This window comes from Rhodanobacter umsongensis (assembly GCF_042654965.1).
Lineage (GTDB): Bacteria > Pseudomonadota > Gammaproteobacteria > Xanthomonadales > Rhodanobacteraceae > Rhodanobacter > Rhodanobacter umsongensis.
In genome coordinates, this window is sequence record NZ_JBHSMK010000002.1 from 746,793 (window position 1) to 772,248 (window position 25,456).

General features: G+C 67.4%; 15 protein-coding genes. 4 read left to right on the forward strand and 11 right to left on the reverse strand.

The annotated features are described in order from the left end of the window. Nucleotides 1-151 precede the first annotated feature (151 nt). Entirely contained in the window at nt 152-1,180 is a 1,029-nt protein-coding gene (gene tssA / locus ACFPME_RS03685) for a type VI secretion system protein TssA (protein ID WP_377302133.1), read from the forward strand. A 33-nt stretch (nt 1,181-1,213) separates the two neighbouring features. Here tssA and ACFPME_RS03690 read toward each other — a convergent pair whose 3' ends face one another. From ACFPME_RS03690 to ACFPME_RS03700, 3 genes are all read right to left on the reverse strand, one after another. After that, nucleotides 1,214-2,269 carry a hypothetical protein gene (locus ACFPME_RS03690; protein WP_377302135.1) on the reverse strand — a complete coding sequence of 352 codons (1,056 nt, stop codon included), beginning with the start codon at nt 2,267-2,269 and terminating at the stop codon, nt 1,214-1,216. A 65-nt stretch (nt 2,270-2,334) separates the two neighbouring features. Then, complete coding sequence (locus ACFPME_RS03695) at nt 2,335-12,270, reverse strand: filamentous hemagglutinin N-terminal domain-containing protein (protein ID WP_377302138.1); 9,936 nt, start codon at nt 12,268-12,270, stop codon at nt 2,335-2,337. Between the two features lie 12 nt (nt 12,271-12,282). After that, nucleotides 12,283-13,872, reverse strand: coding sequence for a ShlB/FhaC/HecB family hemolysin secretion/activation protein (locus ACFPME_RS03700; protein WP_377302847.1), 1,590 nt, complete (start codon nt 13,870-13,872; stop codon nt 12,283-12,285). Between the two features lie 620 nt (nt 13,873-14,492). On the opposite strand from ACFPME_RS03700, the gene msrB reads away from it, so the two are divergent. Beyond that, nucleotides 14,493-14,966: a peptide-methionine (R)-S-oxide reductase MsrB gene (gene msrB / locus ACFPME_RS03705; RefSeq protein WP_377302140.1), complete on the forward strand. Its 474-nt coding sequence runs from the start codon at nt 14,493-14,495 to the stop codon at nt 14,964-14,966. A 47-nt stretch (nt 14,967-15,013) separates the two neighbouring features. On the opposite strand, the gene nadD is transcribed toward msrB, so the two are convergent. The 8 genes from nadD to ACFPME_RS03745 all read right to left on the reverse strand — a co-directional run bounded on the left by nadD (nt 15,014) and on the right by ACFPME_RS03745 (nt 23,828). Continuing rightward, nucleotides 15,014-15,646, reverse strand: coding sequence for a nicotinate-nucleotide adenylyltransferase (nadD, locus tag ACFPME_RS03710; RefSeq protein WP_377302142.1), 633 nt, complete (start codon nt 15,644-15,646; stop codon nt 15,014-15,016). A gap of 189 nt (nt 15,647-15,835) precedes the next feature. Next, nucleotides 15,836-16,846, reverse strand: coding sequence for a DNA polymerase III subunit delta (holA, locus tag ACFPME_RS03715; protein WP_377302144.1), 1,011 nt, complete (start codon nt 16,844-16,846; stop codon nt 15,836-15,838). After that, nucleotides 16,846-17,394, reverse strand: a complete 549-nt coding sequence (locus ACFPME_RS03720; RefSeq protein ID WP_377302146.1) for an LPS-assembly lipoprotein LptE — start codon at nt 17,392-17,394, stop codon at nt 16,846-16,848. Before ACFPME_RS03720 ends, holA begins: the two co-directional genes overlap by 1 nt. Nucleotides 17,395-17,399: 5 nt before the next feature. After that, nucleotides 17,400-20,156, reverse strand: a complete 2,757-nt coding sequence (gene leuS / locus ACFPME_RS03725) for a leucine--tRNA ligase (RefSeq protein ID WP_377302148.1) — start codon at nt 20,154-20,156, stop codon at nt 17,400-17,402. A gap of 100 nt (nt 20,157-20,256) precedes the next feature. Further along, nucleotides 20,257-20,880, reverse strand: coding sequence for a PqiC family protein (locus tag ACFPME_RS03730; RefSeq protein ID WP_377302150.1), 624 nt, complete (start codon nt 20,878-20,880; stop codon nt 20,257-20,259). Beyond that, on the reverse strand, nt 20,877-22,574 hold the full coding sequence (locus ACFPME_RS03735) for a PqiB family protein (protein WP_377302152.1): 1,698 nt from the start codon (nt 22,572-22,574) through the stop codon (nt 20,877-20,879). Before ACFPME_RS03735 ends, ACFPME_RS03730 begins: the two co-directional genes overlap by 4 nt. Continuing rightward, a complete protein-coding gene (locus tag ACFPME_RS03740) occupies nt 22,567-23,214 on the reverse strand; it encodes a paraquat-inducible protein A (protein WP_377302154.1) in 648 nt (215 codons plus the stop codon). Before ACFPME_RS03740 ends, ACFPME_RS03735 begins: the two co-directional genes overlap by 8 nt. Beyond that, entirely contained in the window at nt 23,211-23,828 is a 618-nt protein-coding gene (locus ACFPME_RS03745; RefSeq protein WP_377302156.1) for a paraquat-inducible protein A, read from the reverse strand. The genes ACFPME_RS03740 and ACFPME_RS03745 overlap by 4 nt, the downstream gene beginning before the upstream one ends. Before the next feature lie 147 nt (nt 23,829-23,975). Here ACFPME_RS03745 and trxA point away from each other — a divergent pair, with 147 nt between their 5' ends. After that, on the forward strand, nt 23,976-24,845 hold the full coding sequence (gene trxA, locus ACFPME_RS03750; RefSeq protein WP_377302158.1) for a thioredoxin: 870 nt from the start codon (nt 23,976-23,978) through the stop codon (nt 24,843-24,845). A gap of 105 nt (nt 24,846-24,950) precedes the next feature. Further along, nucleotides 24,951-25,424 carry a DUF4442 domain-containing protein gene (locus tag ACFPME_RS03755; protein ID WP_377302160.1) on the forward strand — a complete coding sequence of 158 codons (474 nt, stop codon included), beginning with the start codon at nt 24,951-24,953 and terminating at the stop codon, nt 25,422-25,424. The last annotated feature ends 32 nt before the right edge of the window (nt 25,425-25,456 follow it).

A 25,456-nucleotide genomic window follows, 5' to 3' on the forward strand; every position in this document is an offset into this window, starting at 1 on the left:
ATTATCCGGGCCCTGTCGCCTGACCGCGTCGCCTGTTGCCGGACAAATCGACAGCGCCCGTATGCGGCACATTCGAATCGGTCGCGACGACTGGTTTTGTGTCAATAATTTGTGATAATGCGAAATCACTCCCTGCAGGCGGTGCGATTCCATGACGGCATATAACCTCGAGGCTTTGCTGGCACCGATTGGAGACGACTCCCCGGCGGGGGATGACCTGGAATACGATCCGGAGTACCTCGCGCTCGAGCGCGCCGCCGCACCGAAAGCCGAGCGCGCGGTGGGCGACAACGTCAAGGCCGCCGAAGAACCGGATTGGGACAAGGTCGTCGAACTGGCCGAGACCGTGCTGGCACGTTCCAAGGACGTGCGCGCGGCAGTGCACCTCACCACGGGCTGGCTGCGCACGTCGGGCATGCCGGGCTGGAACGCGGGCCTCGGCCTGATCCGCGGACTGCTGGAACACTTCTGGGAAACGGTGCATCCGCAACTGGATGCCGAAGACGACAACGACCCCACCATGCGGGTCAATTCAGTGGTGCCACTGGGCGATCTGCAGGGGGTGCTGCGCTATTTCCGCACCACGCCATTCGTGCAATCCCCGCGGCTGGGGCGGTTTGATCTGCGCGCTCTGCGCATCGCCAACGGCACCTTGAAGGTTTCCGCGTCGGAAGGCGCCGAACCGTCGCTGACGGAAATCGAAGCCTGCTGCATGGATTGCGCCGAGGATGAGCTGGTTGCCGCCACCACCGCGATCCGGGAATCGCTGGAACATGCCAAGGCCATCGACGCCATTTTCAATGACCGCGTCGGTACGGCCGGGCCGGATCTCAAGAACCTGCTCAGCGATATCTACGAACTGAAGAAGTTCCTGGAACCGCAGCTCGCTCGCCGCCTGCCGCAGGAAGGTTCGGGTGAGGAGGGCGCGGTCGGCGCAGACGGTGCGGGCGGCGGCACCCGCGCATCCACCGGCGCGATTGCCGGCCCGCAGGACGTCATGCGGCGACTGGACGAGTTGTGCGACTACTACACCCGCAACGAACCATCGAGCCCGGTGCCGCTGCTGCTGCGCCGTGCGCAACGCCTGGTCGGCATGGATTTCATGGATCTGCTGAAGGACCTGGCGCCCGGCGGCATCTCGGAATTGCGCGTCGTTTCCGGCAATACCGACGACGAATAGGATCTGGCGCCGGATTCCCGGCGCGCCCCTGGATCAGTAGACGCCCTTGCAGCTGCTGGCTGCCGGGCGCACGTAGAGTTCGCGTACCGACGGGTCCCAGCTCAACGCCAAACCACCCGGCAAGCCGGCGGTGATGCCCGCCGAAGCGATCTGGCTGATCGGTCCGACCGAGGCGCTGCGGCCGTCGCCGAAGCTGACCGTCGCGCTGATCGCATAGCTGACCGGCTCGGCGCAACCGCCCAGCTCGATCCGCTGGGCGACCGCGCCGGCTCCGCTGATCTGCGGCATCGTGCCTGTGATCGCCGGCAGGATCTGCTCATTCGCCTGGCCGCCATGGCGGTCTCCCCTGCAGGTCGCGCTCAATGCATAGCTCACTGACATCTTCGCGGGCGCGGCGACCTGCATCGTTGCGATGGCTTCGGGTTGCGCCGCACAACCGACCAGGAAGGCCTTGCGCCGTGGCACGACGTGCAGCACATAGCTGCCGGGCTGGAGCTGGCTGGCGTCGGCCACGGCCAGCTCGATCCGGTTGGGCAGCACGCCGGTAATGCGGGGCTGCACATTCTGCGGTTTGCCCTGGGCGTCGGTCGCGACGATCGCGGGGTCCTCGCATTGCGCGTCGAACAGGTTGGCGCCGACCAGCGCGAAGGCGGTGTCCTTGCCCTCCCCGCGCAAGACGAACAGCGGCCGGTGATCCAGTGTTTCCACACCATTGATGACCGGCTGCAGCTTGGCCGAGCCGGTGCCGCCGACGACGAGATCCACCGTTGTGGCCAGCGCGTCGGCCATCGCGTTCGCGTCCGCATCGAGGCAGCCCTTGCTTGCCTGCAGATAAGCCTGCGTGCGCTGGGCTACCGCGTAGGCACGATAGGCGTTGGCCCGGGCCTCGACGGCGATCAGGTCGATCGGCTTGCCGGCATCACCACCCAGGACCGTACGCAAGGCGTCAGTGACGCCGGCCAGCCGCCGGCTGGTCGCGCCGAGACTCGAACCCGGCAAGGTGACGGCGCGGGCGGCGAGTTCGTGCTGGGCGGCCTGCAGCTGGTCGATGATCACCGAGCCGGTCAGCCGCGGGGCAATCTGCGCCATGGCCGGCCCCGCGGCGCCCGGCATCAGCAGCCAGAACAAAACGCCGGCGCCGCACCGGAGGCCCTTCATCGGCGCATGTTCAACATCATGCCCACCATGCCCACGGTGCCCTCCTGGCAACCGGTCTGGTCGGGCTGGTCGGGATCGCAACCACTCTGCTGATCCGCCGGCAGGCGCACGCCCGAAGGCACGATGCCGTACGAACGATAGTTGGCCGTGATCACGCTGGGATCGATGTAGGAGTCGCCGTGATTGCCGTTCTGGGCACCGCCAGCGCCCGACGCGGTCGGCACGTTCACCGCCAGGCCGCCGCCCAGCGGCAGCAGGTTGCCACTGCTGTCGATCGCATAGAAGTACGCAGGTGGCATGCCGACGTTGGCAATCGTCTGCAGGCCGGTGCCCACCACATAGATCGGCGCGGACGCGGAGCCTATGCGGCCAGTGGAACCCCACACGCCCATCCCGTCGTAGACCGGCGTGGTGCCCAGCTGGAACAGGTCGCCATTGGTGACGGAAAGGTAGAAGGCCGAAGTGCCGGCATTCACCGTGAACGCGCTGCCGGCCACCGACGCCAGCGTCAGCGTCTTGCTGTTGGTCATGCTGAAGCCGGCCGGCGACGAGAAGTTGCCGAGGGTATCGACCATGTTGCTGACGCGATGGGTTGCGCTGCCCAGCGTGGTTCCACCCGCTGCGCTTCCGCTCAACGTGGCCGCGGTGATCACGCCGCCGGAACCCTCGCTGATCGCACCGGCCGAGTTCAGCGTGGTCTGCGCGCCACTTACTGCGCCATTGATTGCCAGGTTGCCGGCGGTCGTTGCGAGCATGGTGCTCGATCCGCCAGCGACCGGACCGTCCACCGTCAATGCCTGGGCATTGGTCAGGGCGAAGCCCGCCGCCGTGAAGTTGCCCAGCGTACCGATATGGTTGGACCCGTTCAGCGTGGTTGCACCACCCGATTGGCCAGTAAGGGTGCTTGCGGTGATGCTGCCGGCTGCGCCCTGACTGATCGTACCGGCCGACTTCAACGTCGTCGTGGCGCCGCTGATCGTGCCATTGACCACCAGGTCACCGGCGGTCGTGGTCAGCGCCACGCTGGGACCGCCATCGAGCGGCCCCACCACCGTCAATGTCTGGGCGTTGGTCAGGCTGAAGTCGGAAGTGAAGCTGCCCAGCGTGTCGATGTGGTTGTTGCCATCCAGCGTGGCGTTGCCGATCGAATGGCCGGTCAGCAGATTCGCCGTGATGCTGCCGCCGGCGCCTTCGGTGATGGCGGCTGCGGAATGGAGCGTGGTGGTCGTGCCGCTTACCGCGCCGTTGATCGCCAGATCGCCCGCAGTCGTCGTCAGCGTGGTGCTGGCGCCGCCGTTGACCGGGCCGCTTACCGTCAACGCCTGCGCATTGGTCAGGGCGAAGTTCGCCGCGCTGAAATTGCCCAGCGCGCCGACATGGTTCGTCCCGTTCAGCGTCGTCGCACCGCTCGACTGGCCGGCCAGGGTGCCGGCGACAATGCTGCCACCCGCGCCCTCACTGATCGTGCCGGCCGACTTCAGTGTCGTCGTGGCGCCACTGACCGTGCCATTGACGGCCAGGTTGCCCGCGGTCGTCGTCAGCGCGGTGCTGGCGCCGCCGTTGAGCGGACCGCTTACCGTCAATGCCTGTGCATTGGTCAAGGCGAAGTTCGCTGCGTTGAAGCTGCCCAGCGCACCAATATGGTTGGCTCCGTTCAGCACGGTCGCACCGTTCGACTGACCGGTCAGCGTGGCGGCGGTGATGCTGCCCGTTGCGCCTTCACTGATGGCGCCGGCGGATGTCAGCGTCGTCGTGGTGCCGCTGACCGCGCCATTGATGGCCAGGTTGCCCGCGGTCGTCGTCAGCGCGGTGCTGCCGCCGCCGTTGAGCGGGCCGTTCACCGTCAATGCCTGGCCGTTGGTGAAGCTGAAGCCCGTGCTGCTGAACGCGCCCAGCGCCGCCACCTTGTTCGCCTGGTTCAGCGTCGTACTGCCCACGGCACTGCCGCTCAGCGTACCCGCCGTGACGACGCCTCCGCCCTGGCTGATGCTGCCCGCGGAAACCAGCGCCACCGTGGAGCCCCGGAGATTCTTCGACAACGCCAGATTGCCGGCCGAAGTCAGCGCAACGGTATCGCCGGCAAGGTCCGCGTTGACGACCAACGCGCCGCCGGTCGTCTCCAGGTCGATATCCCCCGCGTTGCCGGTCGTCGTCAACGGACCGTTCACCGTCAATGCCTGCGCGTTGGTCAGGCTGAAGTTTGCCGCACTGAAGCTGCCCAGCGTACCGATCTTGTTGGCCCGGTTGAGCGTCGTGTTGCCCACCGAACTGCCCGTCAACGTGCCGGCCGTGATGATGCCTGCACCCTGACTGATGGCTGCGCCGCTCACCAGGTTCAGCGTCCCTGCGGCAGTCACATTGCTGTTCAACGTCACGCCGCCGTGCCCGGTCAGGGACACGTTGGCGCCGCTCAATGTACCCGGCGTGGTCAACGACCCGCCGTTGGATACCAGCGTCAGATTCGCGGTACCGGTATCGATGGCACCAGCCGGCAAAGTCAGTACTCCGCCGGCAATCAGGCTCACCGTGCCATTGGCGCCATTGGCCAACCCGGCAATGGCAAGATTGTTGGCGTCGGTGATCTGCACGCCGGAGCCGGTGGCCGTCACCGCGCTGCCGAAGTCGTTATTGGCGTTGGTCAGCGCGATCGCCGCGCTGCCCGCGTTGATCGTGCTGCTGCCGGTCACGTGCAAGGCACCGGCCTGGCCAATCGTGCCGTTGTTGCTGGTGGCAATCAGGTTGCCGGTGACCGTGCCGCTACCCAGGCTCAGTGCGCCGTGGCTGACCGCCGTCAGGGCGCCGGTGCCCAGTGTGCCCAGGGTCAGCGCGTTCGCATCGGTGACCTGCGTGGTGCCACCGGCCAGGTTCACCGTACCGACGAAGTTGTTGCCGGCGTTCGTCAACGTGATCGTGCCGCTGCCGGCGTTGATCGTGCTGCTGCCGGTCACGGCCAGCGCACCGGTCTGGCTGATCGCGCCGTTGTTGCTGGTCGCCGCCAGGTTGCCGCCAACCGCGCCGCCGCCCAGGTTCAGTGCGCCGTGGCTCACCGCCGTCAGGGCGCCGGTGCCCAGTGTGCCCAGGGTCAGCGCGTTCGCATCGGTGATCTGCGTGGTGCCACCGGTCAGGTTCACTGCAGCGGTGAAGTCGTTGCCGGTGTTCGCCAGCGTGAGAGCGCCACTACCGCTGTTGAAGTTCGCCGCACCTGCCGCCGCCGACTGCACGATGGCCGTGCCCGCCGCCTGCGTGATGCCCACCGCCTGCACGCCCAGCGTCCCCGTGCCGACATTGACGTTGCCCAGGATCAGGCCATTGGCGTCCCGGAGCGACACGTTGTTCGCGCCGCTGTTGCTCAGACCCACCGCGCCGGTGAAGTCGTTGCCCGCGTTGGCCAGCGTGATCGCGTTGGCACCCGCGGCAAAACTGCTGGTCCCCGTCACGCTGAGGGCACCGGTCTGACTGATGGCGCCCGCGGCCGTCGCCGCCAGGTTGCCGCCAACCGTGCCGCCGCCCAGGTTCAGTGCGCCTGTGCTGGTCGCCGTCAGGGCACCCGTAGCCAGTGTGCCCAGGGTCAACGCGTTCGTGTCGGTGATCTGCGTGGTGCCACCGGTCAGGTTCACCGCGCCGGTGAAGTCGTTGCCGGTGTTCGCCAGCGTGAGAACGCCACTACCGCTGTTGAAGTTCGCCGCACCTGCCGCCGCCGACTGCACGATGGCCGTGCCCGCCGCCTGCGTGATGCCCACCGCCTGCACGCCCAGCGTCCCGGTACCGACATTGACGTTGCCCAGGATCAGTCCGTTGGTATCCCGGAGCGACACGTTGTTCGCGCCGCTGTTGCTCAGACCCACCGCGCCGGTGAAGTCGTTGCCCGCGTTGGCCAGCGTGATCGCGTTGGCACCCGCGGCAAGACTGCTGGTCCCCGTTACGCTGAGGGCACCGGTCTGACTGATGGCGCCCGCGGCCGTCGTCGACAGGCTGCCGCCCACCGCCGTCGTGCCGAAACTGGTCGCACCGGCGGCATTCGTGGTCAGGTTGTTGCTCGATCCGCTGACCGCGAGATTGCCGCCCGCCGTGAGGATGGCGTTGCCGCCCGTCGTCAACGCCGCCGTCAAGGCATTCGTGTCGGTCAGCGTGATGCTGCCGCCGCTGGCCGTCACCGTGCCGGTGAAATCATTGCCGACCGAAGTCAGGCTTACCGCACCGGTACCGCCAGCGATGCTGCTGGTGCCGCCGGCGAGAATGTTGCCGGCTCCCTGCGAAATGCCGCCCGTGGTGCTTGCCAGGGTCAAGGTGCCCGTGGCGGTGATGTCGTTGTTCAACGTCAAGCCGCTGGCGCCGGTCAGCGAGACGTTGTTGCCGCTGAGGTTGCCCTGGGTCATCAGGCTCGTGCCCGAGGACAGCGTGAGATTCCCGCTGCCGGTATCGATGGCGGTGATCGTCGGTGCCAGCGTAAGCTGGCCACCGGCCACCAGCGACACGTCCTTGTTCGACGCGCTCGTGAATCCGACCATGTCCAGCGCCGTGGCATCGTAGATCCGTACCGCCTGGCCGCTGGCCGTGACCGGCCCGGTGAAGTCGTTGCCCGTGTTGGTCAGGGTCAGGTCTCCCGCGCCGGCATTGAGCGTTACCGCGCCGCCACCGATCGACTGCACGATGGCCGTGCCGGCTGCCTGGGTGATGCCCGCCGCCTGCAGGCCCAACGCCCCGGTGCCGACATTGACGTTGCCCAGGATCAGCCCGTTGAGGTCCCTGATCGACACGTCGTTCGCGCCGCTGTTGCTCAGGCTCACCGCGCCGGTGAAGTCGTTGCCCGCATCGACCAGCGTGATTGCGTTGTTGCCGGCGTCGAAGCTGGAAGTTCCCGCTACGGTGAACGCGCCGCCCTGGGCGATGGCGCCCGTCGTGGTGGTCACGGCAAGCCCGCCGCTGCCGATATTCAGCGCATTGGCATTGAAGCTTCCGCTCTGGGTTACCAGACTGCTCAGCGCGCCGTTGGCACCATTGCCGAGCGCACCAGTGAACGTCACCGCCCCATTGCCGGCATCGACGGCAAGGCTCCTCGCCGTAACGCTGGCGTTGTCTACCGTGGCACCGAAGCTGACGTTGCTGTTGGCCGTAGTCAGCGTGACGCTGTTGCCCAGCATTACCGCGTCGCTGTAGATCTGCGCGCCGCTGGTCGTGATGTTGCCACCCAGCATGGTGCTGCCGCCGGCATTCGTGGTCAGGCTGTTCAGCGCCGTCGTGCCGCCGACCGCGCCGCCGAAGCTGGTGGCGCCGCCGGTGTTCACTGTCAGCGCGTGCGCGCCGTTGACGGTCGAGTCGAAAGCGATGTTGCCGTTGCCGGAGCTGGCAAGAATCGCGTCGGCACCCAGCGTCACCGCGCTGTGATAGGCCTGCGCACCACTGGTGCTCACGTCGCCGTTGATCGCGATGCCGCCGCCGGCAGTCAGATCCAGCCCGCCCAATGTCGTACCCGCCAGCGGCACCGCCAGGGTGGCCGCGGCATCGGTGTAGTTCAGCGTGAGGACGCCGGCCACGTTGGTCGGCAAGGTCAGGGTGCCGGGGCTGGCGACCGTGTTCTTCAGCGACAGGTTGTTGACTCCCGCGCCGACGCCTGCGGCAAACGTCACTCCCCCCTGGAGGCTGTTGTTCTGGCTGCCCAGGTTGATGTCCTGCGTGGTTCCTGGCGTGATGCTGTTCTGGGTGAACGTGGCCACGCCCGTCACCGTCAATGCTCCGGTCTGGCTGAGGGCGCCGTTGCTGCCTACGTCCAGCGTGCCGGCCGTCGTCGTACCCAGGACCGTCGCGGTACCGTTCACCAGGTTCACGTTGCTGCCGGTCAGGCCCACCGCGCCGGTAAAGGCATTGCCGGCGTTGGCCAGAGTGATCGCGTTCGCTCCCGCATTGAAGCTCGATGTGCCGGCGACCGTGAACGCGCCACCTTGCGTGATGCCACCGGCCGTCGTCGTCACGGACAGACCACCGCCGATACCCAGCGCGCCCGCGGTAAACGTGCCGCTGCTCGTGGTCAGGCCGGACAGCGCACCGTTGGCGCCACCGCCCAGCGCACCGCCGAACGTCACCGCGCCGGTGCCGGCGTTGACCGTCAGCTTCCGTGCCGTGGCGCTGGCGTTGTCCACCGTGCTGCCGAAGCTGACGTTGCTGTTCGTCGTGGCCAGCGTGACATCGCCGCCCAGCTTCACCGCGTCGTTGTAGGCCTGTGCACCGCTGGTGGTGACGTTGCCGCCCAGCGTGGTGCTGCCGCCGGCGTCCGTGGTCAGGCTCGTCATCGCCGTCGTGCCGCCGACCGCGCCGCCGAAACCGGTGGCGCCGCCAGTGTTTACCGTCAGTGCGTAGGCCCCATCGACCGTGGAACCGAAGTCGATGGCGCCGCTGCCGCTGCTTGCCAGCGTCGAGTCGATGCCCAGCGTGACCGCGCCGTTGTAGGTCTGGCCACCACTGGTGCTCACGCTGGCGGTGTTGAGGTTCGTCGACCCGCTGATCTGCAGGGTGTTCACGCCCGACACTACCCCGGACAGCACAGCATTGCCGGTCACTGTCAGGTTGTTGCCGGTCCCCGTCACGGCCGCCAGGCCGACCGTCGTTCCAGCCAGCGTCGCATTGGAGCTTAACGTCACCGCATCGCTGTAGGTTTGCGCACCGCTGGTGGTGACATTGGCGCCCAGCGTGGTGCCACCGCCGGCATCCGTGGCCACGCTTGCCGCCTTCACCGCCGCGTTGAAGCTGGTGATGCCGGTGCTGTTGACCGCGAGCGCTCCCAGCGCGCCGTTGGTGGCGTTGCCGCCTGCCGCGCCGCCGAACGTCACCGCGCCGCTGCCGGTGCTCACCGTGAGATTGCGCGCCGTGGTGGTGGCGTTGTCCACCGTGCCGCCGAAGCTCACGCTGCTGTTGGTCGTGGCCAGCGTGACATCGCTGCCGAGTGCCACCGCGTCGTTGTAGGCTTGCGCGCCGCTGGTGGTGACGTTGCCGCCCAGCACGGTGCTGCCGCCGGCATTCGTGGCCAGGCTCGCCGCCTTCACCGCCGCGTTGAAGCTGGTGGTGCCGGTGCTGTTGACCGCGAGCGCTCCCAGCGCGCCGTTGGTGGCGTTGCCGCCTACCGCGCCGCCGAACGTCACCGCGCCGCTGCCGGTGCTCACCGTGAGATTGCGCGCCGTGGTGGTGGCGTTGTCCACCGTGCTGTCGAAACTGACGTTGCCGTTGGTCGTGGCCAGCGTGGCGTTGGCGCCCAGCGTCACCGCGCTGTGATAGGCCTGTGCTCCCGTCGTGGTGACGTTGCTGCTGATCCTGATGCCACCAGCGGCGGTCAGGTCCAGCGCGCCGCCCACGCCCGCTACCGGCGCCGTCAACGACGCCGCGGTGTAGTTCAGTGTCAGGTTGCCCGCGACGCTCGCCGGCAGGGTCAGGGTACCGGGGGACGCGTCGGTGTTCTTCAGCGACAGGTTGTTGATCGCTGCTCCGGTGCCCGCGGCAAACGTCACGCCATTCTGCAAGCTGTTGTTCTGGCTGCCGAGGTCGATGTCCTGCGTGGCACCCGCCGTGGTGCTGTTCTGGGTGAACGTGGCGAGGCCGGTCGCGCTCAACGCACCGGTCTGGCTCAGGGCGCCGTTGCTGGTCACGCTCAGCGTGCCGGTTGCCGTCGTGGGCCCCAGCACGGTCGCCGTGTTGTTCACCAGGCTCAGGTTGCTGCCGGTCAGGCCCACCGCGCCGGTGAAGGCATTGCCGGCATCGTTCAGCGCGACTGCATTCGCTGCGTTGAAGCTGGCCGCAGCCGCAGCCGACGCCTGGCTGATCGCACCGTTCTGCGTGATGCTGCCGGCATTCACCGTCAACGTGCCGCTGCCCACCGACGACGTGCCCAACTGCAGCGCGTTGCTGCCGTTGTCCAGCGTCACGGCGTTGCTGCCGCTGTTGTGGAGGCTCACCACGCCGCTGAAATTGTTGCCCGTGTTGGCCAGCGATATCGCACCTGCGCCGCCATCGAGGTTCGCCGCGCCGGCCAGAATGGTGCTGGCCCCGGTGGCTTGCTGGTTGATGCCCGTGCTGGTCACGCTCAGGCTGCCGGTGCCCGCGTTGATGCTGCCCGTGATCGTGCCGCTGCTGCCCAGTTGCAGCCCGCCACCGGCATGGGTGCCGTCGCCGGTACGGATATCGACATTGCCGCCAAATGTGGTGATGCCGGCGCTGGTGGTGTTGCCGACGACTACCTGGCAAGTCGCACAGGCTGCGTTGCTCGTGTAGCTGGTGCCGGCAGCGGCGCCGCCATAGTTCGCCCACAGGAAGACGTTGAGCGGGCTTCCGGTATTCTTGCCAGTGATGGTGCTGTCGAGCAGGATGCTGCCGGCCGCTTCCAGATAGAGCGAGCCCGCACCGGTGGCGCTGATCGGTGCGCTCAGCGTGATGTTGCCCGTTTCGGAACCGTTGGCGGCCGTGTTGGTGAACACGAACACGTTGGTGCCGCCGGTCAACGCCGTGCCTATTCCGCCCGCATTGACTATCGAGCCGGTACCACTTGCCGTGTAGTTTGGTGCGGTACCGGTATTGGTGTCCGCACCGGTGCTGATCGTCACGTCGTAGGGATCGAGCAGCCAGATGCCAGACTTGCCCAGCGGCGCCGACGCATCGACTCCGCCATGGACGTTCAATCCGTAATGCGACGAGGTCTCGACCCGTCCGCCATTGCCGCCCAGTGCGCCGCCGCGCGCGCTGATGCTGCCATGGAAGTTGTTGGCGTCGTTGCCCCACACCACCACCGAACCGCCATTCCCCTTCTGGGTGGCGTCGGCCCGGAGCACGGCGTCCGGTGCCACATAGGCCGCTGCAGCGGTCTGCAGGCCTTCGCCACCCTGCCAGCCGCCGCCCACGCGGATGCTGCCGCCGCCGAGGATGCCGGATGCGTCGATGCTGCCGCCGGTCACGCCAACATTCCGATCGGACAGCAGCAGCGCGCTGCCGCCGTGCACACCGGATACGTTGATGCTGCCGCCGTTCTCGACATTGCCGCCGTTGCCGACCAGCCGCACGACGCCGCCGTCGGTGCTGATGCCGCTGGCGTCGACGATGCCGGTGTTGTTGACCAGGCTGGTGAACAGGTCCTTCGTCGCCGAGGCCTGCAGCACCACCGTACCGTCCTCGGCGCGCAGGGTGCCCTTGTTGGTGACGGCGGCTTCCTTCGCATCCAGGCGCTGCTTGAGCTCGCCGGTGATCTGGATATTGATCAGGCCGTCGCCATCGAAATCGAGCGTCGCGTGATCGGCGCCGTCGAGATTGATCTTGCCGTAGTTGGCGAAGATCAGCCCCTCGTTGAGCACGCTGCCACCGACCAGGCTGACCGATCCGCCGCTGGCCTGGATAAGCCCGTGGTTGACGATGCCGGCGGCCGGACCGACCGCATTGAGGTTGTAGTGACCGGCGAGAAAGTCGTTCGGCGTCAGGTCCAGGGTGCTGGCCAGCAGGCCACCGACATTCATCTGCGCGGTGGCGCCGAAAATGATGCCGTGCGTGTTGATCAGGAAGACCTGGCCGTTCGAGTTGATGCGGCCGAAGATCTGGCTGGGGCTCTGATCGAGGATGCGGTTCAGCGCCACCGCCGAGCGCGATGGCTGGTTGAACAGCACCGACTCGTTGGTGCCCACGTTGAACGTCTGCCAGTTCAACGCCAGCCGGCTCGATGCCTGGTTGATGACCGTGTTGTTTCCGGTTTGCGTGATCGTGCCCGAGCCGCCGACCACGACGCCTCCGGTCGGTCCACCGGCCAACGCATCGCCGCTGACGACGATCGAGCCGACGACCAGGCCCACGCACAGGCTGATCGGCCAGGTCTTGCGCAGCGGCAGGGAGGCGACCATTGCAGGCTCCGCATGCGTACGCGACGACTGGCGCAGGTTGCGGCGATTGATGCGGGCGTTCTTGCTCATGGTCATCATCCGTCAATACGTGAAGCTGAACCCACAATAGATGTGGAAGCCTTTGCCATCAGACGCATCTTGCGAGCTCAGCGGCACCGCGCCGTCGAGGTGGAACGCGAACTGGTTGAATCGCGGCAGGCGGAAAATCAGGCCCGCGCCCGCGCCGCTCAGCGTGGCCGTATCCGGCGTGATGAGCCGGTTCGCGCCTGCCGAATAGCCCTTGGCGTAGTCGACGAATACTTCGAACTCGAGCAACTCGCGCCACGGCCGGCCGTAGAACGGCGACACCACGTCTCCGAAGCCGGGCGCATCGACATGGTATTCGAGCGAGGCGTAGTAGCCCTTGTCGCGCAAGGCGTCGGCAATCGGATAGGCGCGGGTGCTGTCGGGTCCGCCGAGCACGAACTGCTCGAGTGGAACCAGTGCGTCGCGTGTGTACTGGCCGATGAACTTGAAGTTGAGGCGCTGCGACTTGCCCAGAAACTGCAACCGCGTATACGAGAGTTTGGTGACAAGGAAATTGCTTGCGTGCTGCGGGCTGATCAGGTCGGGCTCGCCGGAATTGTCGTTGATCGACTTGCGTACGCCGACCTGCAGAATGTCGACGCCCTGGAAATGGCGATCGGTGTGGACCATGCCGTAGGTCAGCTCGGCGACGTCGAACTTCTCGTCGGACAGGCTGATGCCCAGGCTGTCGAGCTTGGACTCCTCCTTGAGCACATGCAGCGTGCCGGTCGCCTTGAGGTCGGCCTGGTTGATGAACTTCCAGTCCGCGCCTGCGTAATAGAGCGAGCTGGGGCCTTTGACGTGGAGCGCGGAGAAGCTGCCGGTATTGACCTGCAATTCGCTGCGCGACGCGCCGACGACCGCGCTCAGACCGGGGGTGATGCCGACCGGCGCGCGATAGGCCAGCGCGCCGTACACGTTGTTGTTCGGGTCGAGCGCGTAGTCGACGTTGACGTTGAAGGTATCGCCGATACGCAGCGGGTTGTCCCATTCGAGACCGGCCTGCGCACGGTACTGGCCGGTGAGGTCGGTGCCATAGTTGTTGCCGCCCAGCATGAACTTGTACGGCCGCCTGGCCTCGTTGGCGACCATGACCAGATCGGTGTCGCCGGTGTGCTCGCCGGGCTGGAACGTCGAAGACACGGTGACGCCGGGCAGATCGCGCGCATACAGCAGTGCCGTGTCCACGTCGCTTTTCAGCAGCGGCTTGCCCCTGAGCTTTTCCGATGCCGCCGAGATGACGCCGGGCCGGTAGTGCCGGGTGCCCTTGACGATGATCTTGCCGATCTTGCCCTCGAGCACCTGGATCTCGACGATCTGGTCGCTACCCACCGTCTGCGCCGGCAGAAACGCGTTGGATACGATGAACCCGGCCGAGCGGTAGCGCTCGACGATCTTGTCGGCCACGCCCTGCATCTGCGCGAAGCCGAGCTTCACCGGCTGGCCCGACTTGCCCGCCAGCTCCTGGTATTGCGCATCGGCCAGCGCCTGGATGCTCGCCGGGGTCACGCCCAATCGCGCATGGTCGGCCACACCGGTGACCCGAAAGCCTCGCACCGCGATCTTCTGCGCGTCCTCGGCATCGCGGTCTTTCACCGGCGGCACCACGCTGTCGGCGGTTTGGGGCGGTGGGGCGGCAGTCGTCGGGGGATCAGCCGATGGAGGCGTCGACGCGCGTTCCACGGTGGTTCCAGAGTGGCCGGACGCCGATGACACGGCGCCGGCGGCTTGCGCACGGACCATTCCGCCAGTCAAAGCCAATGCCAACGCTGCCGCGAAGCAAACAATACGCACGATATATTCCCCCGGGCCTGCTTCATCTTCCATGGACGGCGCACCTGGGATATCCAGGGTCACGCCGGGACAACTTCCAACCCCCAAGCAAGGCAATTGCTGCCATGCCAGTACATCTGATCCGCGCAGAATACACCGCCGGCATTCGGGGGAACAACCGCCGAGCTCCCCGACTGCCCACCGGGATCCGTCCCCCTCGGATCACCGCAGCGGCAGCCGCCGGCTTGCCCCGATCAGGCCGGTTCAGCCCGCCTCGCACGACCGCCCATCGCTGCGCGGCCGGACTGGAACGGCACTTGCCACCGCAGGCCCGTGCTTGACGCGGCAGGTAACGCTTGCAAGCGGCGCTGCGAATACCCATCAAGGGGTAGCCCGCGTGACTTGCCAGCCATAACGCAGCGGCGCCCCACCCGTCCGCCCAGGAACCGCCCATGACCGCGTTCGACCTCACCCCGCCCAGCGGCGAACAGCGCCGCGACATCACCGCCGGACTTGCCGCCGACGAGAAACGCGTGCTGCTGGAACACGGCACCGAGGCGGCGTTCTGCGGAGCCTTCCTGGACAATCACAAGAAGGGCGTCTATACCTGCCGCTTCTGCGGGCTGCCGCTGTTCCGCTCCAGCGCAAAGTTCGATTCGGGCACCGGCTGGCCCAGTTTTTTTCAGCCGTATGACGAGGCACATATCCGCAGCATTCGCGATACCAGCCACGGCATGATCCGCGTCGAAGAGGTCTGCGCGCGCTGCGGCAGTCATCTCGGCCACATCTTCCCCGATGGCCCGCCACCCACCGGCGATCGGCACTGCCTCAACTCGGTGTCGCTCGGGTTCGTCGAGAACGGCGCGCCCCTGCCAGACTTACTCGGCCGCGGCACACCGGAAGGGGAGCCACTTGCCGCCGCCTGACAGCGTCTGTCCGCAGGACTGCGCCGCCAATCTTCCGCGAACTCGATTCAATGGCGGTACGGAGCCAGCAAGCCGGGATCGTCGAACAGCCCGCCCGGCAGCAGGTAGCGCGGATCACGTCCGGCGGCGAGCAGTTCGCGGATGCGGGTGGCTGAGATCTCCAGGGGTGTCACGGCCAGCTCGATGACCTTGCCCGAAGGCAGCGCGCGCAGGCTCGCCGTATCGGCGACGCGTCGACCGGCCACTTCGCGTTCCAGCTCGTCCGGCAGAGCGACGCAAGCCCCTGGCCGGCTCAGTACGCCGATATGCGCCGCCTGAAACAATTCGCGCCAGCGATGCCAGGTCGCGAGGTTCGCAAACGCATCGGCGCCGATCAGCAACACCAGTGGGCGCTCACCCTGCTCCGCGCGCAGCTCGTGCAAGGTGTCGATGGTAAAGGAGGGGCCTGCCCGATCCAGCTCGCGCGTATCCAGCGTGAGCCTCGACTGGCCGCGCAGGGCGACGCGCAGAATTGCCACACGCTGCGCCGCCGAAGCAACCGGCGCGTCACGATGCGGAGGCATGCCGGCCGGCAACAGGCGCACCTCGGCATCGAGCAGCTCGGCCGCTTCCCACGCCACGCTGAGGTGGCCCAGGTGCACGGGGTCGAAGGTGCCGCCGAAGATGGCGAGGAGCTTCATGTCCTGACGCCCTCTTCGCCGCGGGCGACCGCCAGGAATTCCTCTAGGGGATGACAGGCCCGGGCCGAGGGGGGCCGCTGCCTCGAGGGCGCGTCCGGTGCTCCGAGCGGCGTCATCGCGAGCCACCCGCCTTGTCGTCCACCCTCTCCGCGACGGGGAGAAGGAGCAGCCACTCGCCACAAGGCAGCTTCACGCCAATGCCTTCGATGCGCGCGGTTCGGCGATCGCCGCAATCAGGCGCTCGGCTTCCTGCCAGGGATTGCCGGTCTCGCGGCCCTTCACCATGCGGTCGACGCGCGAGGCGCGGGCCAGGCATTGCAGCCAGTGCTCGCGCGGCGCACGGCGCAGCGCCTGGCGGAACAGTTGCTCGCGCGCCTGCCACAGGTGTTCGGCGCGGATCTGCGCGCCAAGGTCGTGCGCGTTGGCCAGCCGCAGCGCCAGCTGCAATTGATTGATCAGCCAGCCCATCAGCGCCAGCAGTTCGTCGCCTTCCGAACGCAGCCCGGCGAGGATGCGCAGCGCCCGCGCGCCGTCGCCGACGAAGGCGGCATCGGTGAGCTTGAACACGTCGTAGCGCGCGCTGTCGGCAACCAGGTTTTCCATCTCGGCGGCGTCGACGCGTCCCTGCCCGTGCAGCACGGCGAGCTTGTCGACCTCCTGCGCGGCGGCGAGCAGGTTGCCTTCGACCCGCTCGGCCAGCAACGCCACCGCATCGGGCGTGGCGGACAAGCCGCGCGAGCCGAGCCGCGCACTGATCCAGGCGCCCCATTGGTCCGGGCGCGGCGAGTTGAACACCACCATGGTGCCGCTGGCGTCGAGCTTCTTGCTCCAGGCGCCGTCGTGCTTGTTGCTCCACTCCATCGCCGTGATCAGCAAGGTGACGTCCGGCGGCGGATCGGCGCAGAACGCATTGATCGCCTTGGCGCCCTCGGTGCCGGGCCGGCCGGTGGGCAGGCGCAGGTCGATCAACCGGCGGGTGGCGAACAGCGACATACCGGCAGCGGAGCGGGCCAGATCGTTCCAGTCGAAATGCTGGCCGACGTCGAGCACCTCGCGTTCGCTGTAACCGAGCTTGCGCGCGTGTGCGCGCAACGCGTCGGCGGCCTCGATTACCAGCAACTGCTCGCCCGCCAACAGGTACACCGGCTGCAGGTGGTCAGCCGCCAACGCCTTCTGCCACTGGCCGGGACTGAGCGGCATCAGTGCGTGCTGGAAGCCGCCGCGGGCACCGCCAGCCCGTGCTTGCCGGCGGCCTGCAGGCGGAACAGGATCGCCTGCACCATGTCGTCGTTGAGGCTGCGCTGGATCTCTTCCACCTGCGATGCGTTGCCCACCGTATTGCTGGCGTCGTAGCTGTATTCGCGCGACATGTCGATGCGCTGCTGCGGCACCAGCGTGTTGCCGGCGGCATCGGTCACGTCGAACTGCACGTGGTAGCGCACCGCGTACTCGGTGATGCGCACGTAGCCGCCGGCGCTGAGCGTATCGGTGCCGAAGGCCGCCGACGGCACGCGCAGCTCGGCGATGCCGGGGCCGCTTTCGTCCTCGACGGTGACGCCGGAAGTTTCCAGCGCACGGGTCAGCCGTCGTTCCAGATCGCCGCCACCGTTGACGGTGAGGTGCACCCGTTGCATCTGCGGCGGCAGCACGGCGTTCGTGCGCAGGTGGAACCCGCATGCGCCCAGCGCCAGCGTCGCGACCAGCAGCAGTGAGGTGTGGAACAGGCGGCGCGCTTTCATGAAGCTCATGGATTTCATCCTGCGACGATGTTGACGATCTTGCCGGGCACCACGATGACCTTGCGCACGGCCAGCCCTTCCAGGAAGTGCACTACCTGCGGCTGCGCGCGGGCGAGCGCCTCGGCCTCTTCCTTCGAGGCGTTGGCGGCCAGCTCGATGGTAGCGCGCAACTTGCCGTTGATCTGCACCGCCAGCGTGAGCGTGTCGCGCACCAGCGCGGCAGGATCGGCCAGCGGCCATGGGTGATCCTCCAGCACGCTCTGCGGGTGGCCAAGCACCTGCCACAACGCGTGGCTGACGTGCGGCACCACCGGATTGAGCAGCAGCACCATCGCCTCCAGCGCTTCATGGCGCACGGCGCGCCCCTGCTCACTGGCATCGTTGAACCTGCCCAGCGCGTTGAGCAGCTCCATCAGTGCGGCGATCGCAGTGTTGAAGGCATGGCGACGGCCGAAATCGTCGCCGACCTTCTGGATCGTTTCGTGCAGCTGGCGGCGCAGCGTCTTCTGACCCGCATCCAGCGCCGCCGGATCCACCACCGCATGATCCGGACCCGCCGCATGCGCGGCGACTTCGCGCCACAGCCGCTTCAGGAAGCGCGACATGCCCTCCACACCCGCCTCGCTCCACTCCAGCGACTGCTCCGGCGGCGCGGCGAACATCGAGAACAACCGCACGGTGTCGGCCCCGTACTTGTCCACCATGGTCTGCGGATCGATGCCGTTGTTCTTCGACTTGGACATCTTCTCGGTGCCGCCGATCTGCACCGGCTCACCGTCAGCTTTCAGCAACGCCCCGATCACCCGTGCCCTCTCGTCGCGCTGGATCTCGACCTCGGACGGGTTGATCCAGTCTTTCGAGCCATCGGCATTTTCGCGGTAGAACGTCTCGGCGATCACCATGCCCTGGCACAGCAGATTCCTGGCCGGCTCGTCGCTGCCCACCATGCCAGCGTCGCGCATCAGCTTGTGATACAGGCGGAAATACAGCAGGTGCATGATCGCGTGCTCGATGCCGCCGACGTACTGGTCCACCGGCAGCCAGTAGTTCGCGCGCGCGTCGATCTGGGCATTCGCGCCGGGGCTGGTGTAGCGCGCGTAGTACCAGCTCGACTCCATGAAGGTGTCGAAAGTATCGGTTTCGCGCTCGGCCGGGCCACCGCATTGCGGGCAGGTGGTCTTGCGCCACTCGGGGTCGGCCTTGATCGGCGACTGCATGCCACTGAACGCGACGTCCTCGGGCAACACCACCGGCAATTGATCCTCCGGCACCGGCACCGCTTCGCACGTCGGGCAGTAGATCACCGGGATCGGGCAACCCCAGTAGCGCTGGCGGCTGACGCCCCAGTCGCGCAGCCGCCAGTTGACCCGGCGCGATCCGCTGCCGTCGCGTTCGAAACGCGCGGCCAGCGCGGCCAGCGCCTGGTCGAAATCCATGCCGTCATAGTCGCCGGAGTTGACCAGGATGCCGCGCGGCGTCCAGGCCGCCTCTTCGAGGATGCGCCGTTCGAATGCCTCCACCACGCGTACGGGCGCCGAGATGTCCTGCGCATTGGTGTCGCGTCCCTGCAAGGCAGCTCGCATCGGATCGACGCCGACGCCGCGCGACAGGTCGTGATCGATATCGTTCAATGCCTGGATCACCGACGGGTCGACGATCACCATGCGGATCGGCAGGCTGTACTTCTGCGCGAATTCCCAGTCGCGCTGGTCGTGCGCCGGCACTGCCATCACCGCGCCCGTGCCGTAGCCCATCAGCACGAAGTTGGCGACCCAGATCGGCACCGGCTCGCCGCTGACCGGATGGATCGCGCGCAGGCCGGTATCCATGCCGCGCTTTTCCTGAGTCTCCAGTTCCGCTTCGGAAACGCCGCCGTGTTTCATCTCGGCGATGAAGTCGGCCAGGCGTGGATTGTCCTGCGCCGCCTGCAACGCCAGCGGATGCTCCGCCGCGATCGACAGGAAGGTCACCCCCATCAGCGTGTCCGGGCGGGTGGTGAACACGCTGAGCGTTTCGCCGTGGCCCTCGAGCTTGAAGTGGATCTCCAGCCCTTCGCTGCGGCCGAGCCAGTTGCGCTGCATGGTCTTCACCGCGTCGGGCCAGCCCGGCAGCGTGTCCAGCCCGTCCAGCAATTCCTGCGCGTAGTCGGTGATCTTCAGGAACCACTGCGGGATCTCGCGTTTCTCGACCACCGCGCCGGAGCGCCAGCCGCGGCCATCGACCACCTGCTCGTTGGCCAGCACGGTCTGGTCGACCGGGTCCCAGTTCACCACCGCGTTCTTGCGGTAGGCCATGCCGTTCTTCAGCAGGCGGGTGAACATCAGCTGTTCCCAGCGGTAGTAGTCAGGGCGGCAGGTGGCGAACTCGCGGCTCCAGTCGATCGCGTAGCCGAGCGATTTCAGCTGGCTGCGCATGTGATCGATGTTGGCGTAGGTCCACTTCGCCGGCGCGGTATGGTTCTTGATCGCGGCATTCTCGGCCGGCAGGCCGAACGCGTCCCAGCCCATCGGCTGCAGCACGTTCTTGCCGTTCATGCGCTGGTAGCGGCTGATCACGTCGCCGATGGTGTAGTTGCGCACGTGGCCCATGTGCAGCGCGCCGGACGGGTACGGCAGCATCGACAGGCAGTAGAACTTCGGGCGGGAGTCGTCCTCGGTCACCTCGTACGCGTGCTGCGCATTCCAGTACTGCTGCGCGGCGGCTTCCACGGCCTGGGGGCGATAGGCCGCCTCGTCGTGATCGGGAGTGGTCGGGGCTTGAATGTCCTGCATGATTCCGGGGCCATTGTGCGATGGGTGCGCGCCAGACGAAGCGGCAGCAGTGAACTGGGCAGACTAGCCGAGCATGCGCCGGGCGCCAAGCACGGCGCGCTCAGCCGGCCGGGCAGGCCGGCGTCCCGCCGTGGCCGAGCAAACGCGCCGCCGCAGCGATCTGGCCCGCCAGCCGGGCGATCGCCTGTTGATGTCCCTGCACCAGCGCGGGATAACCCGGACCCACCGGGACGCTGATGCGGCTTGAGCAGGCCAGTGCACCGGGATGGGCGCCGTGCAGCAGGCGCACGCTCCACGTGCCCTCGATCAGCGCATAGCTGCCCGGCTGCGAATCGAACCGGCGCAAGTCCAGCTTGATCCGCAGCAGCGGCGTGTCATGCGCGGGCAGGCCGCTGATGTCCTGGCTGCGCAGCTCGCGCGCCAGGTCGGCGGACAGCGCCCCGCGCACCTCATCGCCGAGCGGCGCGATCCAGCGCTCGCCGCCGAGCAGGGCCACCCCCTGCCCGCCTTCGCGCACCACCAGCTGCGGCTGGTCGACCTGCGTCGGCACGCTCACCGGCAGCAACTCGAACGGTGGCGATGCGGCTGCGCCATCCGGCACCGAACTGCCCGCCGGTGCGTCCGCCGGCGCCATCAAGGTGTAGTAATGCAGCGGCGCCGAGGCACAGGCGGCCAGGGCCAGCAGGCCCCCCGCGCCCAGCAGGCGCACGGCAAGGCGGATCATGGCTGGCTCCTTTTGGGTGACGTGGTGGGTGACGTGGTGGCTGGCGCGGCGGCAGGCAGTTTCGCATCGGGTCGGCGTCCCCGCAGCAACGCTTCCGGATGTCCACCCAGATAATCGGTGAGCACGCGCAGCGAACGCGCCATGCGCTGCACCTGCTCCATCGTGGCGCCCAGGTTCTGCTGCAGCGGCGAGTCGCCGGCCAGCGCCTCGTTGGCCGTGCCCATCGTCTTCTGTACGCCCTGCAGGGTGTCCTTGAACGCCGGCAGGGTCTCGCCGTTGACCTGCTTCAGCGTGGCATCGAGACCGGCCAGGGTCTGGTCGAGGTTCCGGCCGATGCTGTCGAACGGCACCTTGCCGAGCTTGTCGACGATCCCGGCCATCTGCTCCTGCAGCTTGTCGAAACTGCCCGCCACGGTCGGGATCGTGAGCGGTTTGGCGGCGGGATCGAACGCCACCTTCGGCGCATGCGGCATGAAGTCCAGCGCCACGTACAGCTGACCGGTCAGCAGGTTGCCGGTGCGCGCCTGCGCACGCAGGCCGTGATCGATCAGCCCGCCCATCAGTTGGGCGAGGTCGCCGGTCTGTCCGCGCGCGCGCGCCATGGCGGCCAGCTTGTCGTAGGCCACGCCCAGCCGCTGCGGATAGACCAGTGCGCCGACCAGCACCGGGAAGCGCTGCCGCTGTTCGTCGTAGTCGAGCCGCACCGACACCACCCTGCCGATGTTGATGCCGAGGAACTCCACCGGTGCATCCACCGCCAGCCCGCGCACCGACTGCTCGAAGCGCATGCGGATGTAGCGCGGCTCGCCGTCCGGCGGCGCCATCGCGGTCGCCTGATCGTTGAACAGGGTGTAGCCGGCATCCTCCGCCGCCGGCGTGCTGTCGTGCGGGCCGCTGGGGTCCTGGAACGCCACGCCGCCGGCCAGCACGGTCGCCAGCGACTGCGTGTTGAGCTTCAGCCCGTTGGCGCCGATGGAAACGTCCACGCCGCTGGCGTTCCAGAAACGCGCGGAGCGGGTGACGAACTTGTCGTTGGGGCCGTCCACGAAGATATGCAGCGTAACGCCCTTGCCATCCTTGTCCAGCTCGTACGACGCGACGCGCCCGACCTGGATGCGCCGGTAGTACACCGGCGAGCCGATGTCGAGCGAGCCCAGGTCGTCGCTGTGCAGGATGAAGCTGCGCCCCGGCGCGTCATGGTTGACCGCCGGCGGAACCTCCAGCCCGTTGAATTCCTCCCGCGGCGCCTTCGAGTCGCCGACGTCGGCGCCGATGAACGCGCCCGACAGCAAGGTGTCGATGCCCGACACGCCGCCCAGTCCGATCCGCGGCCGCACCACCCAGAAACGCGTGTCCTGGGTCGCGAAACCCTCGGCGCTCTTCTCCAGCGCCACGGTGACCAGCACGCGATTGCGGTCGGCGCTGAGGTGGATGGTCTTCACGCGGCCGATCACCACGTTCTTGTACTTCACCGGCGTCTTGCCGGCATCCAGGCCTTCGGCGCTCTGGAAACTGATGGTGATCTGCGGGCCCGCCTGCAGCCAGTTGCTGACCACCAGCGAGAGGCCGACCAGCGCGGCCAGCACCGGAATCAGCCAGATCAGCGAGGCATTGACCCGGTGCCGCCTGACCACCGGCTGCGGTAGTTCGTCGCCGGCTGACGGGTCGCGTCCGATGGGGTTGTCCTCAGTCATCACTATCCCTGCCGTCCCAGATCAACCGGGGGTCAAAACTCATCGAGGCCAGCATGGTCAATACCACGGTCAGGCCGAAAAAGATCACGCCCGGCAGCGGTTCCACCAGGCTCAACACACTGAAGCGCACCAGCGCCGTCAGCAATGCCACCACGAAGACGTCCAGCATCGACCAGTAGCCGACCAGCTCGACCAGCCGATACAGCTTCGCGCGCTGCACCCGCGCCCAGCCGCTGCCGAGCTGGCTGCTCAGCAGCAACGCACCCAGCACGAGGAACTTGAGCATCGGCACCACGATGCTGGCGGTGAACACGATGACCGCCAGGTTTGGCGAACCGACACGCCACAGTTCGACCACACCGCTGATGATGGTGTTGTCGTCCACGTCGTTGAGGCTCGCGGTGCGCATGATCGGCAGCACGTTCGCCGGTATGTACATGATGAAGGCGGCAATCAGCAGCGCCCACGTCCGCGCATAACTGTTCGGCTTGCGCCGGTGCAGGCCGCTGCCGCAGCGCGGGCACGCCATCACCGCGGCCGCGCCGTCGTGCCGATCGCCGCCCGGTGCGACGCGGCATACCAGGCCGCACACCGTGCACGCGATCAGGCCAAGCTCGCCGGCGCGCCGCAAGACGCTCACGCCGTGCCTTCCAGCGGCGCGTCCCACAACTGGCGCAGATCGACGCCGGCGAAGACGGTGATCAGCAGGGTCAGCGCCGCGTACGCGTAAATGCCCGGATCGGCCACCACGTCGAAGTACGTATGCGCCTTGACGATCGCCACCAGCGCACCCAGCACGAACACCTCGCTCATCGTCCACGGGCCGAAGTGATGCAGCCCCACCATCAGCCGCGCGAACCCGGGTGCACGGCGGCCGCGCCGGGCAAACCCGAGCAGCCAGCCCAGGCTCAGCATCTTGGCCAGCGGAAAAAAGAACAGCGTGAACGCCACCAGCACCGACACCACCTGCGCCTGCTCGCGCCACATGGCGATGATCATGCCCCACAAGGTGGTGCTGCTGCGCTGGCCGTTGAGTTCAAGGGTCACGATCGGCCACACGTTCGCCTGCACGAACACGATCATCGCCGTGACCACCAGCGCCAGCATCGCATTCACGCTCAGCACGTGATGGCGCTCCAGCTCGGCGTCGCAGCGCGCACAACGCGCCACCTCCCCGCGCACCAGCGCACGCCGGCGATAAACCGTGTCGCAGTGTTCGCAGATCAACAGCCCTGCTGATGCGGTTGTGCCCATGCACTGAATGCCGACTCGTGGCGTGACAAAAGGGGATTCTCGCAAATCTGCGGTAACCGCGCTGAACCGCAGGCATGCGGGCGCCCGCTTGATATGCTGGACAAAGACCCGATCTGTACCGGCATCCCGCCGGGTTGGAGTTGTTCCGTGACTGATGCCACCACCGTTTCCCCTGTTTTCGACGTCGACCAGCAGACGTTCGAGAGCGATGTCCTGCAAGCCTCGCTGTCCACCCCGGTGCTGGTGGATTTCTGGGCCACCTGGTGCGAGCCGTGCAAGACGCTCGGCCCGATGCTGGAAAAACTGGCGGTCGAATACAACGGCGCCTTCCGGCTGGGCAAGGTCGACGTGGACACGCAGCAGGAGCTGGCCGGCATGTTCGGCATCCGCAGCGTGCCCACCGTGGTGCTGGTGAAAGACGGCCAGGTGCTCGATGGTTTTTCCGGCGCGCTGCCGGAAGGCCAGCTGCGCGAATTTCTGTCGCGCCACGTGCAACCGCTGGAGGCGGCGCCCGCCGATGACGCGATCGCCGAAGCCGATGCGGAAACGCCGGAACAGGCGGTGCAGCGGTGCCAGCAGGCGATCGCCGCCGAACCGGCCCGGGCCGAGCTGAAGCTGGACCTGGCGCTGGCGCTGATGCACGCGGGGCAGACCAGCGCCGCCGAGGCGGCGTTGGCTGCACTGCCGATCAACCTCGCCACCGATGCGCGCGCCGTGCGCTTGCGGAGCGAGCTGGACCTGGCGCACGCCCTGCAGGACGCCCCCGCGCTGGTCGAGTTGCAGCGACGCGTGGACGCCGACGGCAACGACTGGGAGGCACGCGACCAGCTCGGCGTGCGCCTGCTGCTGGGAGGCGAGCCTGCCGCCGGCCTCGACCAGTTCCTGGCGATCCTGCAGAACGCGCGCGACTGGAACGAAGGCCAGGGCAAGAAGCGCCTGCTCGCCGCGTTCGCCACGCTCGACGACGGCGAACTGGTCAGCCGCTACCGCCGCCGGATGGCGTCGCTGCTGTTCTGAGCCGCCTAGGCCCGGCGAGGCCGCGTTCAGCCGCGACGCTCTTGCAGCATCGAAAAGCATCGCGGCGGAAGTCGCTCCCACCCGACATTCGGATTCCACGGAACCATGCGCGCATCGACCTTCCGCCGCCTGCTCAACCTGTGGCCGCCGTTCCTGATCAACGCCATCCGCGTGCAATCGCTCAGCGACGATTACAGCGAAGCCCGCGTGGTGTTGCGGCTGCGTCCGTGGAACCGCAACTACGTGAAGAGCCAGTTCGGCGGCAACCTGTTCGCGATGGTCGACCCGTTCTGGATGCTGCTGGCGATGCACCAGCTCGGCGGCGATTACTACGTCTGGGACAAGGCCGGCGCGATCGACTTCGTGGCGCCAGGCTATGAGGACGTCTACACCCACTTCAGGCTGGAGCCGACCGTGGTCGACGAGCTGCGTGCGGCAGCGGCCGGTGGCGGGAAAGTGCTGCGCTGGTTCGAGACCGAAGTGACGACCGCGTCCGGCAAGGTCATCGCCATCGTGCGCAAGCAGCTCTATGTGCGGCTGAAGCCGCGAATGCGCGGGCCGCTCGACCACGACCGGTAGCAGCATCTTCAGCCGCGACGCGTCGGTCCCAT